Raw genomic sequence first — 13685 nt, forward strand, 5'->3', positions numbered from 1 at the left:
CCCCGGCTGCCAGAACCATAAGGACAACAAGATGAAATACCGTCTGGGCGACGCCCGAGTCGACACCCATCCACAGAGCTGGGTGGCCCCGAACGCTACCCTGGTGGGCAAGGTCAAGCTCGAAGAAGGCGCCAGTGTGTGGTTCAACGCCGTGTTGCGTGGCGACAACGAACTGATCCTGATCGGCAAGCACAGCAACGTCCAGGACGGTGCCGTGATGCACACCGACATGGGCTTTCCCCTGACCCTGGGCACCGGCGTGACCATCGGCCATAACGCCATGCTGCATGGCTGCACCGTGGGTGACTACAGCCTGATCGGCATCAATGCGGTGGTGCTCAATGGCGCGAAGATCGGCAAGTACTGCATCATCGGCGCCAACGCGCTGATCGGCGAGGGCAAGGAAATCCCCGATGGCTCGCTGGTCATGGGCTCGCCCGGCAAGGTGGTGCGCGAACTGACCGAGGCACAGAAGAAAATGCTCGAAGCCAGCGCCGCCCACTACGTTCATAATGGCCAACGTTATGCCCGAGATCTGGTTGAGCAAGAACAATGACAGCCCCTGAAAGACCCGTCGCCTCGCCTTGCGTGAGCATCTGTGCCCTGGATGAGCAGGACATCTGCACCGGCTGTCAGCGCACGGTGGAGGAAATCACCCGCTGGAGTCGCATGGACAACAACGAGCGCCGCGCAGTCCTGGCCCTGTGCCATGAGCGAGCCAAGTCCAGTGGCTTGCTGTGGATGATCGGCTCCCGCTCGGCGAGCTGATCCGGCCAGTCGCCGGCAAGCCGGTTCCTGCAATCCTGTGTAGCAGCCAGCTTGCTGGCGAAAGGGTTTCTTGGCCCAACCTCGGGCCTGCAGTAACCTGTGCGCCTTCCCGACAGGTGCCCTTCAGCCCATGCTCTTCCTGATCACCTATATCAGCAGTGTCGTGCTGATCAACTACGCCTTTTCCGTCGCGCCGCAGTTGGATATCGTCTGGTCGGCCTGGGGCGGGCTGGTGTTTGTCCTGCGGGACATGGTGCAGACGCGCTTCGGCCATGGCGCCATCGTCGCCATGCTGGCGGCCCTGGTGTTGTCCTATGTCACCTCCGACCCGACCATCGCCCTGGCCAGCGCCACGGCATTCGCCGTCTCGGAATGCATCGATTGGCTGGTGTTCAGCGTCACCAAGCGGCCCCTGCATGATCGGCTGTGGATCAGTTCGGCGCTGAGCATTCCCCTGGATACCTTCATCTTCTACGGCATGATCGATGCCATGACCCCGGGAGTGATCCTCACCGCCCTGGGCTCGAAGTTCGCCGGAGTCACCGTGGTCTGGCTGGCCATGGCCTGGCGTTTGCGCAAAGCGGCGTGCGCCGGCTGAGCCAAAGGCCGCGGTTCATGTAAAATGCCGCGCTCTTTCCCCCTTGGGTCGTCCGCCTGGCGCTCGGCCCTCGATGATTCGCTCCTTTGAGGACCTTCAGATGACTCGTATCGGAACTCCATTGTCGCCAACCGCGACCCGCGTCTTGCTTTGTGGCTGTGGTGAGTTGGGCAAGGAGGTGGTGATCGAGCTGCAACGCCTGGGTGTCGAGGTGATTGCCGTGGACCGCTACGCCAACGCCCCGGCGATGCAAGTGGCCCATCGCAGCCACGTGATCAACATGCTCGATGGCGCGGCGTTGCGAGCGGTGATCGAAGCCGAGAAGCCGCACTTCATCGTTCCGGAAATCGAGGCCATCGCCACCGCGACCCTGGTGGAGCTGGAAGCTGAAGGCTTCACCGTGATCCCGACCGCCCGGGCCACCTCGCTGACCATGAACCGCGAAGGCATCCGCCGCCTGGCCGCCGAAGAGCTGGACCTGCCGACCTCGCCGTACCACTTCGCCGACACCTTCGAAGACTACGCCAAGGCTGTGCAAGACCTGGGCTTCCCGTGCGTGGTCAAGCCGGTGATGAGCTCCTCGGGCAAGGGCCAGAGCCTGCTGCGCAGCGTCGACGACGTGCAGAAAGCCTGGGACTACGCCCAGGAAGGCGGGCGTGCCGGCAAGGGCCGGGTGATCATCGAGGGCTTTATCGACTTCGACTACGAGATCACCCTGCTGACCGTGCGTCACGTGGGCGGCACCACCTTCTGTGCGCCGGTCGGCCATCGTCAGGAGAAGGGCGACTACCAGGAATCCTGGCAGCCCCAGGCCATGAGCCCGAAAGCCCTGGCCGAATCCGAGCGCGTGGCCAAGGCAGTGACCGAAGCCCTGGGCGGCCGCGGCCTGTTCGGCGTGGAACTGTTCATCAAGGGCGATCAGGTGTGGTTCAGCGAAGTGTCGCCACGCCCTCACGACACCGGCCTGGTGACCCTGATTTCCCAGGATCTGTCGCAGTTCGCCCTGCACGCGCGGGCGATTCTCGGCCTGCCGATCCCGCAGATCCGCCAGTTCGGGCCTTCGGCCTCGGCGGTGATCCTGGTGGAAGGCAAGTCCACCCAGACCGCCTTCGCCAACCTCGGCGCCGCCCTGAGCGAGCCAGACACCGCGTTGCGCCTGTTCGGCAAGCCGGAAGTCAACGGCCAGCGGCGCATGGGCGTGGCCCTGGCTCGTGATGAGTCGATCGAGGCCGCCCGGGCCAAGGCGACCCGTGCTGCGCAAGCGGTAGTGGTCGAACTCTGAGAAGCATCGCGAGCAAGCTCGCTCCTACAAGGTCCGGATTGAACCTGTAGGAGCGAGCTTGCTCGCGAAGCGGTTGCTCAAACGACCCGATTCAAATCGTTGTTCCGCGTTTCCTTCAGGCACAGCACCGCGATCAGGCTCAAGATAGCCGCCCCCGAAACATACCCGCCAACCCAGCTCAACCCGCCCATGGCCACCAGCTTCTGAGCAAAGAACGGTGCCGCCGAGGCGCCGACTATCCCGCCCAGGTTATAGGCCGCCGATGCCCCGGTATAACGCACGTGGGTCGGAAACAGCTCTGGCAGCAGCGCGCCCATCGGGGCGAAGGTCACCCCCATCAGGAACAGCTCGATGCACAGGAACAGCGCCACGCCGGTGGTGGAGCCCTGGGTCAGCAGCGGTTCCATGCTGAAGCCGGACAGAATCGCCAGCAGGCAGCCAACCACCAGCACCGGCTTGCGTCCGAAACGGTCGCTGGCCCAGGCCGACAGCGGCGTGGCCGCCGCCATGAACAGCACGGCAAAGCACAGCAGGCCGAGGAAGGTTTCACGGCTGTAGCCCAGGGTGGCGACGCCGTAGCTCAGGGAAAACACCGTGGAGATGTAGAACAGCGCGTAGCACACCACCATCGAGGCGGCGCCCAGCAGCACCGGCATCCAGTATTGGCTGAAGAGCTCCACCAGCGGCATCTTCACCCGTTCCTGGCGCGCCACGGCGTTGGCGAATACCGGGGTTTCGTGCAGCTTCAGGCGCACGTAGAGCCCGACCATCACCAGCGCGGCGCTGAGCAGAAACGGAATGCGCCAGCCCCAGGCGCGGAACTGTTCGTCGTCCAGGCCCATGGCCAGGGCCAGGAACAGGCCGTTGGCGGCGAGAAAGCCGATGGAAGGGCCCAGTTGCGGGAACATGCCGAACCAGGCGCGTTTGCCTGGCGGGGCGTTTTCCGTGGCCAGCAGGGCGGCTCCGCCCCATTCACCACCCAGCCCCAGGCCCTGGCCGAAACGCAACACGCAGAGCAGGATCGGTGCCCAGGCGCCAATGCTGTCGTAGCCCGGCAGCACGCCGATCAGGGTGGTGCAGATCCCCATTAGCAGCAGCGAGGCGACCAGGGTCGATTTGCGCCCGATGCGGTCGCCGAAATGGCCGAACAGCGCCGAACCCAGGGGGCGGGCGAGAAAGGCGATGCCGAAGGTCAAGAAGGCCGAGAGCATCTGCGCGGTGCCGGAGCTCTGGGGGAAGAACACCGGCCCGATCACCAGGGCGGCGGCGGTGGCATAGACGTAGAAATCGTAGAACTCGATGGCGGTGCCGATAAAACTGGCGGTGGCCACCCGAGAGGCTGAATTGCTCGGTTGGGCAGGCGCGGAGGCGCCGTAGGTGGTGCTGGTCGTCATGCGGATATCCCTGACAGTCAGTGCTCCTGTGGAGCGAATTATTAGGGTCGAGCACCCAGGGATGTGGGTTTGGCGCGCTCGTCACTCGGGATGGGAGTGACGTCGAACGGTGGCGGGTGATGCCGGCAGGATCGTCTTCGATGCGGGTAGCACGCGGATCTGCGGGGCTTGGGTAAGCAGCGCGATTATAGAAAGGCTGCTAACGATCCAACAAGGGTTGTGGTGGTTGCCGGGTTTGCGTGACGGCACCAGGCCCGAGGGCCCGTTGCGCAGGGCCAGGGAGCAGGCAACAGCGCTTGTGGGGTATCGGCTGCGAGTCAGGTCCGGGCGGGAGGGCTGCTGGTGTGCCAGAGCAGCACGCGGCTGACGCGGTTTTCCTCGGTTTCGAGGATCTCCAGGCGGTAGCGGCCGATCTTCAGGCATACGGCGCTGTCGGGAATGGTTTCCAGGGCTTCGGTGACCAGGCCGTTGAGGGTCTTGGGGCCGTCGCTGGGCAGGTGCCAGCCCAGGCTCTTGTTCAGTTCGCGAATCGAGGCCGCGCCTTCCACCACATAACGACCGTCGGCCTGCGGATGGATGTGGGGGTTGTCCAGGCTGTGCTCGCTTTCGAACTCGCCGACGATTTCTTCGAGAATGTCTTCCAGGGTGACGATGCCCAGCACCTCGCCGTATTCGTCCACCACCATGCCCAGGCGCCGTTGCTGCTTGTGGAAGTTGAGCAGTTGCAGTTGCAGCGGGGTGCTTTCCGGGACGAAGTAGGGTTCGTGGCAGGCGGCCAGCAAGGCTTCCTTGGTCAGGCTGGCGTCAGGCAACAGGTGGCGGATCTGCCGGGTGTTGAGCACCGCTTCGACCTGATTGATATCGCTGTGGAATACCGGCAGCCGGGTGCGTTTGTTCAGGCGCAGCTGGGCAATGATCTCTTCGATCGGGTCGTCGAGGTTGATGCCCTGCACTTCGCTGCGGGGCACCAGGATGTCGTTGACGGTGATGTTGTCCAGGGCGTGGATGCCGGACAGGGCGTGGTGTTCCTGAGGGGCGGGCTCATCGTCCAGTAGCGCCGGATCGTCGTCGCTGTGTTTGACCGCGCTGGCCTTGGCGGCGAACGGGCGCAACAGCAGCTGGCCGATGGCGTTGAGCAGCCAGGCCAGGGGATAGACAAGCTTCATGGGGATCGCCAGCAGGCTGTTGCCAAAGCTCAGGGTGCCTTCCGGATAGCGCAGAGCCAGGGTGCGGGGCAGGTACTCGGCCAGCACCAGCAAGCCGCTGGTGCTGATCAGGCAGGCCAGCCAGGGGCCTTCTTCCGCCCAGTAGAACAGCGCCAGCAAGGTGCTGATGATCACCGCCAGGACCCGGCACAGGGTATTGCACAGAATCAGGCTTTCCTTGGGGAAGGCCAGTCGCGCTGTCGGCTTGTCGCCGGAGCGCGAGCCGTTACGTTGGGTCAGCAGGTGCTGTTGCGCGGCGTCGATGGCAGTGAATAGCCCCGACCAGACGATCAGCAGGGCGATTACCGCGAGCATGGGCCCGGAGGGCAGGGAGTCGGTCATGGCCGGTCGTCAGATGTGCAGGATGTATTCACGAACCAGCTTGCTGCCGAAGTACGCCAGCATCAGCAGGCAGAAACCCGCGAGGGTCCAGCGAATCGCCTTGTGCCCGCGCCAGCCCAGGCGGTTGCGGCCCCACAGCAGCACGCTGAACACCACCCAGGCCAGGCAGGCCAGCAGGGTCTTGTGCACCAGGTGCTGGGCGAACAGGTTTTCGACGAACAGCCAGCCGGAGATCAGCGACAGTGACAGCAGGCTCCAGCCGGCCCAGAGAAAGCCGAACAGCAGGCTTTCCATGGTCTGCAGCGGCGGGAAGTTCCTGATCAGGCCGGAGGGGTGCTTGTTCTTCAACTGGTGGTCCTGCACCAGCAGCAGCAACGACTGGAAGACCGCGATGGTGAACATGCCGTAGGCCAGGATCGACAACAGGATGTGGGCGAGAATCCCCGGCTCCTCATCGATCACCGGCACGGTGCCGGTTGGCACGAACTGCGCCAGCAGGGCTGTCAGGGCGCCCAGGGGGAACAGCAGCACCAGCAGGTTTTCCACCGGAATCCGCCAGCAGGCCAGCAGGGTTAGGGCGATGACCGCCGCGGCGATCAGGCTGGCGGCGCTGAAGAAGTCCAGGCCCAGGCCCGCCGGAGTCAGCAGGTGGGTCAGCAGGCTGATGCCATGGGCGAGCAGGGCCAGGATGCCCAGCGTAACCAGCAGGCGCTTGTTTGCCTTGGCGCCGGTGGCCAGGCGAGAGCCTTGATAGAAGGTCGCAGCGGCATAAAGGACGGCGGCGGCGAGGGTGGGTAGCAAGCTGGGTGACAAGGGGAGCATAAATCCTGTTAGGCAGGCCCGAAAGTCGCTGAGTTTGGCATAGAACCCACAGCCCTGAAAGTCCACCCAAGCAGACGGCGAGGTGTCCGCCACGCACAGTCTTCGCTATAATCCGCGACCTGCCCACGCCGCAGGCTCATCGAGCACTTGTTTATCACGCTCTGGGCCGCCATTACCCCGGTCTACCTTGGGCCTGAAAGGATCGAGCATGTTTGAAAACCTAACCGACCGTCTCTCGCAGACGCTGCGCCATGTCACCGGCAAGGCCAAGCTGACCGAGGACAACATCAAAGACACCCTGCGCGAAGTGCGCATGGCGCTGCTCGAAGCTGACGTCGCGTTGCCGGTGGTCAAGGACTTCGTCAATTCGGTGAAGGAGCGTGCGGTCGGCACCGAAGTGTCCCGCAGCCTGACCCCGGGCCAGGCCTTTGTGAAGATCGTCCAGGCCGAGCTGGAAAGCCTGATGGGCGCGGCCAACGAAGACCTCAACCTGAGTGCCGTGCCGCCAGCCGTGGTGCTGATGGCCGGTCTGCAGGGCGCGGGCAAGACCACCACCGCCGGCAAGCTTGCGCGCTTTCTTAAAGAGCGCAAGAAAAAGAGCGTGATGGTGGTGTCCGCCGACGTTTACCGCCCGGCGGCGATCAAGCAGCTGGAAACCCTGGCCAACGACATCGGCGTGACCTTCTTCCCGTCCGATCTGAGCCAGAAGCCGGTGGCCATCGCTGAAGCGGCTATAAAGGAAGCGAAGCTCAAGTTCATCGACGTGGTGATCGTCGACACCGCCGGTCGCCTGCACGTCGACAGCGAGATGATGGACGAGATCCAGGCGCTGCACGCGGCGATCAAGCCGGTGGAAACCCTGTTCGTGGTCGACGCCATGACCGGCCAGGACGCCGCCAACACCGCCAAGGCCTTTGGTGACGCGCTGCCGCTGACCGGGGTGATCCTGACCAAGGTCGACGGCGACGCCCGTGGCGGTGCCGCGCTGTCGGTGCGGGCCATCACTGGCAAGCCGATCAAGTTCATCGGTATGGGTGAGAAGAGCGAGGCGCTGGAGCCGTTCCATCCTGAGCGTATCGCTTCGCGGATCCTTGGCATGGGCGACGTGCTCAGCCTGATCGAGCAGGCCGAGCAGACCCTCGACAAGGAAAAGGCCGACAAGCTTGCTAAAAAGCTGAAGAAGGGCAAGGGCTTCGACCTCGAAGACTTCCGCGACCAACTGCAACAAATGAAGAACATGGGTGGCCTGGGCGGCCTGATGGACAAGCTGCCGAACATCGGCGGGGTCAATCTGGCGCAGATGGGCAACGCACAGAGCGCCGCTGAAAAGCAGTTCAAGCAGATGGAAGCCATCATCAACTCCATGACCCCGGCCGAGCGCCGCGACCCTGAGCTGATCAGCGGTTCGCGCAAGCGCCGGATCGCCATGGGTTCCGGTACCCAGGTGCAGGACATCGGCCGCTTGATCAAGCAGCACAAGCAGATGCAGAAGATGATGAAGAAGTTCTCCGCCAAGGGCGGGATGGCCAAGATGATGCGCGGCATGGGCGGTATGCTGCCCGGCGGCGGCATGCCGAAGATCTGAAGAATCCGCGCCGGCAGTCATGTCGGCGCTTTTTTCCACGGGGACGTGGAATCCAGGGTAAACCCTCGTTTGGGGTGAGCCCGCTCGCTGTCGCTTGCGACGGCTTCATGGCAAATCTGAGTGGCAGCCGATGGGCGCCGGAAAAAGTCATTTGCAAAAGTCCGGATATTCCTTAGAATATGCGGCCTTTCGGGCACCCATGCCCGCTGTGCATTTAGATTTGCAGCACCGACTACAGGAACGATGTTCACATGCTAACAATCCGTCTTGCCCTTGGCGGCTCCAAAAAGCGCCCGTTTTACCACCTGACCGTGACCGACAGCCGTAACCCACGTGACGGTTCGCACAAAGAACAAGTTGGCTTCTTCAACCCGATCGCTCGTGGTCAAGAAGTTCGCCTGTCCGTGAACCAAGAGCGCGTAGCCTACTGGCTGAGCGTGGGTGCACAGCCTTCTGAGCGCGTTGCTCAGTTGCTGAAGGAATCGGCTAAGGCTGCAGCCTGAACCCTATGAACGCGACGCCAGCTCCTGCTGATGATTTGATCGTTATCGGCAAAATCTACTCTGTTCATGGCGTTCGCGGCGAAGTGAAGGTCTTTTCCTTTACTGATCCGATTAAAAACCTGTTGGACTACAAAACCTGGACGCTCAAGCGCGAAGGTAGCGTGAAACAGGTTGAGCTGGTCAGCGGACGCGGGAACGAAAAGTTCCTGGTCGCAAAGCTCAAGGGTCTTGATGATCGCGAAGAAGCACGTCTTCTGGCCGGTTACGAGATCTGCGTGCCGCGCAGCCTGTTCCCTGAACTGACCGACGGCGAGTACTACTGGTACCAGCTGCAAGGTCTCAAGGTCATCGACACCCTCGGGCAACTGCTCGGGCAGATCGATCACCTGCTGGAGACCGGCTCGAACGATGTAATGGTGGTCAAGCCTTGCGCTGGCAGCCTGGATGATCGCGAACGTCTGTTGCCCTATACCGAGCAATGCGTGTTGGCCGTCGACCTGGCAGCGGGCGAGATGAAGGTGGAATGGGACGCGGATTTCTAAGCGTGGCTAACTTGCGCGTAGAAGTGATCAGTCTGTTTCCCGAGATGTTTTCCGCCATCAGTGAGTACGGCATAACCAGCCGCGCGGTGAAACAGGGGCTGTTGCAGCTGACCTGTTGGAATCCGCGAGACTACACCACGGATCGACATCACACTGTGGACGATCGCCCGTTTGGCGGCGGCCCTGGCATGGTGATGAAGATCAAGCCCCTGGAGGATGCACTGGTTCAGGCCAGAAACGCAGCCGGGGAGGGTGCGAAGGTGATCTACCTGTCGCCCCAAGGCCGTCAACTGAATCAGTCGGCGGTGCGCGAGTTGGCGAATGAGGATGCATTGATCCTGATTGCTGGTCGTTATGAAGGCATTGACGAGCGGTTTATTGAAGCTCATGTCGATGAAGAGTGGTCGATTGGCGACTATGTACTCTCCGGTGGCGAGCTGCCGGCGATGGTCCTGATTGATGCGGTTACGCGACTGCTGCCCGGAGCTTTAGGGCATGTGGATTCCGCGGAGGAAGATTCCTTCACGGACGGTCTGCTGGATTGCCCGCACTACACCCGACCGGAGGTGTATGCGGATCAGCGTGTTCCCGACGTATTGCTAAGCGGCAATCACGCACACATCCGGCGTTGGCGTTTACAGCAGTCCCTTGGTCGGACCTATGAACGACGCGCCGATCTTCTGGAAAGCCGCTCGCTTTCTGGAGAAGAGAAGAAGCTGCTCGAGGAATATCTCCGCGAGCGGGACGATAGTTAACAACGTATCGATGGTAGATCCGACGATTTACCTTAGGAGCACAGCATGACCAACAAAATCATCCTTGCACTCGAAGCAGAGCAGATGACCAAAGAGATCCCAGCCTTTGCCCCGGGCGACACCATTGTCGTTCAGGTGAAAGTGAAGGAAGGCGATCGTTCCCGTCTGCAGGCGTTCGAAGGCGTAGTTATCGCCAAGCGCAACCGCGGTGTGAACAGCGCGTTCACCGTACGTAAAATCTCCAACGGTGTTGGCGTAGAGCGTACTTTCCAGACCTACTCCCCGCAGATCGACAGCATGGCTGTCAAGCGTCGCGGTGACGTGCGTAAAGCCAAGCTGTACTACCTGCGCGACCTGTCGGGTAAAGCAGCTCGCATCAAGGAAAAACTGGCTTAAGTCCAGCTTCCGATGCAGAAAAAAGCAGCCTACGGGCTGCTTTTTTGTTGCCCGTCATTTATCCCTCATCAATGTTTCAGGCAGTTGACCGATGTCCCCTCGCGAGCAAGAAATCCAGCGCCGTACCGAGCTTTCGGTGACCCGCGTGACCAAGGCGGTATTCCCCTCCACCACCAACCATCACAACACCCTGTTCGGCGGCACGGCCCTGGCCTGGATGGATGAGGTTTCGTTCATTGCGGCCACGCGTTTCTGTCGCTTGCCGCTGGTGACGGTGTCCACCGACCGCATTGACTTCAAGCATCCGATTGCCGCGGGTTCGATCGTCGAGTTGGTCGGGCGGGTGGTGACGGTGGGCAACACCAGCCTCAAGGTCGAAGTCGAGGTATTTGTCGAAAGCATGAGCTGCGACGGAAGGGAGAAGGCCATTCATGGTCTGTTCAGTTTCGTCGCCATTGATGACGACAAGCGTCCGGTGCCGGTGCTTCCGGGGTTTGCAGCGTAGCAGGCGGCGTGCTGGCGAACGGGGGTGGGGTTCGGGCCTTTTCGCTGGCAAGCCAGCTCCTACAGGGGGGGGGCTCGGTTACAGGGACTCCGGCTGGATCAGCGCCAGCAGGGTCCAGCCCGGCGCTGGCTTGAGGCTGCTCTCCGGGGTGACGACATGCACCCAGCCGTTGCTGTCGCGGGCGAACAGCAAGGTCGCGCGTTCACCGTGCAAGGCCTGGTAGTCGTCCCAGTCAAAGGTTTCGGTCAGGTGCGTGCTGTACAACTCCGCGCCCTGGCCCAGCAGGCTGGCCAGTTTGGTGTAGGTCAGGGCCTCGCTGCCCAGCAGTTGGCCGCGGTGTTCGTGGCTGGCGCGGTGCTTGTCGGTGCGTCGGCTTTCCTGGCTGTTGGCCAGGGCGAACAGGCGCTGATGGCCGAAGTCATGACGAAAGCGCATGGCTGCCAGGGTGTTGAGTTCGCCTGAAGGCGAGAGCGCCAGCAGATGCCCCAGGCCCACCAGATCCAGGTGCGCGTCGGCGTGCTGCGAGGCCGGATTGCCGAAATACGTGGGCAGGCCTTCCATGCGCGCTGCACGGATGTTCTCCCAGCTGGAGTCGGTCAGCAGCACTCGGCTGCCCAACTGCTGCAAAGCCTTGGCGATGGTGCGTGCCGGGCCGTTGGCGCCGACAATCAGGAAGCCGCTGGGGGCGGGTTCCGCGACCTTCAGCAGGCGCGCCAAGGGCCGGGCGGTAGCGCTTTGCAGGACCACGGTGCCGATGATCACGGCGAAGGTCAGTGGCACCAGCAGCAGCGCGCCCTGGTGGCCGGCCTCGTCCAGGCGGATGGCGAAGATCGCCGATACCGCCGCGGCAACAATCCCTCGTGGGGCAATCCATGCCAGCAAGGCGCGTTCGCGCCAGTTGAGATTCGACCCGGCGGTGGACAGCAGCACGTTCAGCGGGCGGGCGATGAACTGGATCACCAGCAGCAGGATCAGCACCAGCGGGCCCAGGGCGATCAGTGCCTTGAGGTCCAGGCGGGCCGCCAGCAGGATGAACAGCCCGGAAATCAGCAGCACGCTGAGGTTTTCCTTGAAGTGCAGGATGTGCCGGACATCCACACCTTTCATATTGGCCATCCACATGCCCATCAGGGTCACGGCCAGCAGTCCGGATTCATGCATCACCTGGTTGGAGGCAATGAATATCCCCAGCACCGCGGCCAGGGTCGCCAGGTTGTGCAGGTATTCCGGCAGCCACTGGCGGCGCATGATGCTGCCCAGCACCCAGCCGCCGGCGATGCCGAACAGGCTGCCGCAGAGAATCACTCCGCCGAAGGTCAGCAGGCTGTGGCTCAGGCCCTCGCCGGCGGCGCTGGCGATGATGAAGCTGTAGACCACCACTGCCAGCAGGGCGCCGATCGGGTCGATGACGATGCCTTCCCAGCGCAGGATGTTGGCGATCGAGGCCTTGGGGCGCACCACCCGCAGCATCGGCACAATCACCGTCGGTCCGGTGACCAGGGTCAGGGTGCCGAACAGCAAAGCCAGCATCCAGTCGAAGCCCAGCAGCCAATGGGTGGCCAGGGTGATCACCGCCCAGGTGGACAGCGCGCCGAGGGTGACCAGGCGGTGGACCACGCTACCGATCTCGCGCCACTCGGAGAGATGCAGGGTCAGGCTGCCTTCGAACAGGATCAGCGCTACCGCCAGCGACACCAGGGGCATCAGCAGCGGGCCGAACATTTCCTGCGGGTCGAGCCAGCCCAGCACCGGCCCGGCCAGGATGCCGCTGAGCAGCAGGAACAGAATGGCCGGCAGTTTCAGCCTCCAGGCCAGCCACTGGCAGCCCAGTGCCGCCACGCCGATGCCGCCGAAGGCCAGCAGAATCTGTTGTTCGCTCATCAATGCACCCTGTTCCTTGAAATGGCTGGCTATGAAAGACTAGCGACCCTCTGTGCAGTTCACTATTTTTTTGCCCGTGGCCCCTGGGTCGCGCTTTTCGAGTCTTTATGCCCGCCATCGACCACCCCCTGATCGACCGTTTTCTCGATGCCTTGTGGTTGGAGAAAGGTTTGTCCGACAACACCCGCGACGCCTATCGCAGCGATCTGGCGCTGTTCAACGGTTGGCTGCAGGAGCAGGGGCTGGAACTGCCGCGAGCCGGTCGCGAGTTGATCCTCGATCACCTCGCTTGGCGCGTGGAGCAGGCTTACAAGCCCCGTTCGACGGCGCGGTTTCTTTCCGGCCTGCGTGGGTTCTACCGCTATCTGCTCAGGGAAAAGCTGATTGAGGTCGACCCGACCCTGCGGATCGACATGCCGCAACTGGGGCGGCCGTTGCCCAAGTCGCTGTCGGAAGCGGATGTCGAGGCGCTGTTGGCCGCCCCGGACCTGAGCGAGGCCATCGGCCAGCGCGACCGCGCCATGCTTGAAGTGCTCTATGCCTGTGGGTTGCGGGTCACCGAACTGATCAGCCTGACCCTGGAACAGGTCAATCTGCGCCAGGGCGTGTTGCGGGTCATGGGCAAGGGCAGCAAGGAGCGCCTGGTGCCCATGGGCGAGGAAGCGATTGTCTGGGTCGAGCGCTACCTGCGCGATGGCCGTGCCGAGTTGCTCGGCGGGCGGCCCAGCGATGTGCTGTTTCCCAGCCAGCGCGGCGAGCAGATGACTCGACAGACCTTCTGGCACCGGATCAAGCACCAGGCCAAGGTCGCCGGGATCGGCAAGGCGCTGTCGCCCCATACCCTGCGCCATGCCTTCGCTACGCACCTGCTCAATCATGGTGCCGACCTGCGGGTGGTGCAGATGCTGCTGGGCCACAGCGACCTGTCCACCACCCAGATCTACACCCATGTGGCCCGTGCCCGCCTTCAGGATCTGCACGCCAAGCATCACCCGCGGGGTTGATTTGGCTCACGAGTGGCGCTTTGCGTCGCCCGTAGTCGGTGCCGGCAAACAGATGTGATAGGCTTTGCCGGTTTGCAAAAAGGGTGTTTGCCCGGGTTTGATC

At 62.8% G+C, this 13685-nt stretch carries 15 protein-coding genes; 11 read left to right on the plus strand and 4 right to left on the minus strand.

What is annotated here, in order from left to right:
- Nucleotides 1-31 precede the first annotated feature (31 nt).
- From BLV47_RS28935 to purT, 4 genes are all read left to right on the plus strand, one after another.
- The gene (locus tag BLV47_RS28935; protein WP_060837681.1) at nt 32-556 is read left to right on the plus strand and encodes a gamma carbonic anhydrase family protein; all 525 of its coding nucleotides are present in this window, start codon (nt 32-34) and stop codon (nt 554-556) included.
- Nucleotides 553-768 (plus strand): DUF1289 domain-containing protein, encoded by a 216-nt coding sequence (locus BLV47_RS28940; RefSeq protein WP_092319882.1) that lies wholly within the window; start codon nt 553-555, stop codon nt 766-768. Before BLV47_RS28935 ends, BLV47_RS28940 begins: the two co-directional genes overlap by 4 nt.
- 130 nt (nt 769-898) lie before the next feature.
- Nucleotides 899-1366 carry a VUT family protein gene (locus tag BLV47_RS28945; RefSeq protein WP_092319884.1) on the plus strand — a complete coding sequence of 156 codons (468 nt, stop codon included), beginning with the start codon at nt 899-901 and terminating at the stop codon, nt 1364-1366.
- Between the two features lie 100 nt (nt 1367-1466).
- Nucleotides 1467-2648 carry a formate-dependent phosphoribosylglycinamide formyltransferase gene (gene purT / locus BLV47_RS28950; RefSeq protein ID WP_092319886.1) on the plus strand — a complete coding sequence of 394 codons (1182 nt, stop codon included), beginning with the start codon at nt 1467-1469 and terminating at the stop codon, nt 2646-2648.
- Between the two features lie 77 nt (nt 2649-2725).
- Here purT and BLV47_RS28955 read toward each other — a convergent pair whose 3' ends face one another.
- The 3 genes from BLV47_RS28955 to BLV47_RS28965 form a co-directional block, all read right to left on the minus strand.
- Complete coding sequence (locus BLV47_RS28955; protein WP_092319888.1) at nt 2726-4042, minus strand: MFS transporter; 1317 nt, start codon at nt 4040-4042, stop codon at nt 2726-2728.
- A gap of 317 nt (nt 4043-4359) precedes the next feature.
- A complete protein-coding gene (locus BLV47_RS28960; RefSeq protein ID WP_092319890.1) occupies nt 4360-5589 on the minus strand; it encodes an HlyC/CorC family transporter in 1230 nt (409 codons plus the stop codon).
- Between the two features lie 9 nt (nt 5590-5598).
- Nucleotides 5599-6411, minus strand: coding sequence for a cytochrome C assembly family protein (locus BLV47_RS28965; RefSeq protein WP_092319892.1), 813 nt, complete (start codon nt 6409-6411; stop codon nt 5599-5601).
- Between the two features lie 208 nt (nt 6412-6619).
- On the opposite strand from BLV47_RS28965, the gene ffh reads away from it, so the two are divergent.
- From ffh to BLV47_RS28995, 6 genes are all read left to right on the plus strand, one after another.
- Complete coding sequence (gene ffh / locus BLV47_RS28970; protein ID WP_047301950.1) at nt 6620-7996, plus strand: signal recognition particle protein; 1377 nt, start codon at nt 6620-6622, stop codon at nt 7994-7996.
- Nucleotides 7997-8247: 251 nt separating this feature from the next.
- On the plus strand, nt 8248-8499 hold the full coding sequence (gene rpsP / locus BLV47_RS28975; protein ID WP_007927680.1) for a 30S ribosomal protein S16: 252 nt from the start codon (nt 8248-8250) through the stop codon (nt 8497-8499).
- 5 nt (nt 8500-8504) lie between these two features.
- On the plus strand, nt 8505-9041 hold the full coding sequence (rimM, locus tag BLV47_RS28980) for a ribosome maturation factor RimM (RefSeq protein WP_092319894.1): 537 nt from the start codon (nt 8505-8507) through the stop codon (nt 9039-9041).
- Nucleotides 9023-9796: a tRNA (guanosine(37)-N1)-methyltransferase TrmD gene (gene trmD / locus BLV47_RS28985; protein ID WP_016967526.1), complete on the plus strand. Its 774-nt coding sequence runs from the start codon at nt 9023-9025 to the stop codon at nt 9794-9796. Before rimM ends, trmD begins: the two co-directional genes overlap by 19 nt.
- A 45-nt stretch (nt 9797-9841) precedes the next feature.
- The gene (gene rplS / locus BLV47_RS28990; RefSeq protein ID WP_009047143.1) at nt 9842-10192 is read left to right on the plus strand and encodes a 50S ribosomal protein L19; all 351 of its coding nucleotides are present in this window, start codon (nt 9842-9844) and stop codon (nt 10190-10192) included.
- A gap of 91 nt (nt 10193-10283) precedes the next feature.
- Nucleotides 10284-10697: an acyl-CoA thioesterase gene (locus BLV47_RS28995; protein WP_016967525.1), complete on the plus strand. Its 414-nt coding sequence runs from the start codon at nt 10284-10286 to the stop codon at nt 10695-10697.
- 78 nt (nt 10698-10775) lie between these two features.
- Here BLV47_RS28995 and BLV47_RS29000 read toward each other — a convergent pair whose 3' ends face one another.
- Nucleotides 10776-12578, minus strand: coding sequence for a cation:proton antiporter (locus BLV47_RS29000; protein WP_092319896.1), 1803 nt, complete (start codon nt 12576-12578; stop codon nt 10776-10778).
- Nucleotides 12579-12685: 107 nt separating this feature from the next.
- On the opposite strand from BLV47_RS29000, the gene xerD reads away from it, so the two are divergent.
- On the plus strand, nt 12686-13582 hold the full coding sequence (gene xerD, locus BLV47_RS29005; RefSeq protein ID WP_016967523.1) for a site-specific tyrosine recombinase XerD: 897 nt from the start codon (nt 12686-12688) through the stop codon (nt 13580-13582).
- Nucleotides 13583-13685: the final 103 nt, after the last annotated feature.

This window comes from Pseudomonas saponiphila (assembly GCF_900105185.1).
Taxonomy (GTDB): Bacteria; Pseudomonadota; Gammaproteobacteria; order Pseudomonadales; family Pseudomonadaceae; genus Aquipseudomonas; species Aquipseudomonas saponiphila.

Excerpts from the sequence above, each read along its gene's own strand:
- BLV47_RS28960 (WP_092319890.1), bottom strand. The coding sequence starts at position 5,589 with ATGACCGACTCCCTGCCCTCCGGGCCCATGCTCGCGGTAATCGCCCTG.
- BLV47_RS28935 (WP_060837681.1), top strand. The coding sequence starts at position 32 with ATGAAATACCGTCTGGGCGACGCCCGAGTCGACACCCATCCACAGAGC.
- BLV47_RS28945 (WP_092319884.1), top strand. The coding sequence starts at position 899 with ATGCTCTTCCTGATCACCTATATCAGCAGTGTCGTGCTGATCAACTAC.
- xerD (WP_016967523.1), top strand. The coding sequence starts at position 12,686 with ATGCCCGCCATCGACCACCCCCTGATCGACCGTTTTCTCGATGCCTTG.
- rpsP (WP_007927680.1), top strand. The coding sequence starts at position 8,248 with ATGCTAACAATCCGTCTTGCCCTTGGCGGCTCCAAAAAGCGCCCGTTT.
- BLV47_RS28995 (WP_016967525.1), top strand. The coding sequence starts at position 10,284 with ATGTCCCCTCGCGAGCAAGAAATCCAGCGCCGTACCGAGCTTTCGGTG.
- rimM (WP_092319894.1), top strand. The coding sequence starts at position 8,505 with ATGAACGCGACGCCAGCTCCTGCTGATGATTTGATCGTTATCGGCAAA.
- ffh (WP_047301950.1), top strand. The coding sequence starts at position 6,620 with ATGTTTGAAAACCTAACCGACCGTCTCTCGCAGACGCTGCGCCATGTC.
- BLV47_RS28955 (WP_092319888.1), bottom strand. The coding sequence starts at position 4,042 with ATGACGACCAGCACCACCTACGGCGCCTCCGCGCCTGCCCAACCGAGC.
- purT (WP_092319886.1), top strand. The coding sequence starts at position 1,467 with ATGACTCGTATCGGAACTCCATTGTCGCCAACCGCGACCCGCGTCTTG.
- BLV47_RS29000 (WP_092319896.1), bottom strand. The coding sequence starts at position 12,578 with ATGAGCGAACAACAGATTCTGCTGGCCTTCGGCGGCATCGGCGTGGCG.
- BLV47_RS28965 (WP_092319892.1), bottom strand. The coding sequence starts at position 6,411 with ATGCTCCCCTTGTCACCCAGCTTGCTACCCACCCTCGCCGCCGCCGTC.
- rplS (WP_009047143.1), top strand. The coding sequence starts at position 9,842 with ATGACCAACAAAATCATCCTTGCACTCGAAGCAGAGCAGATGACCAAA.
- BLV47_RS28940 (WP_092319882.1), top strand. The coding sequence starts at position 553 with ATGACAGCCCCTGAAAGACCCGTCGCCTCGCCTTGCGTGAGCATCTGT.
- trmD (WP_016967526.1), top strand. The coding sequence starts at position 9,023 with ATGGGACGCGGATTTCTAAGCGTGGCTAACTTGCGCGTAGAAGTGATC.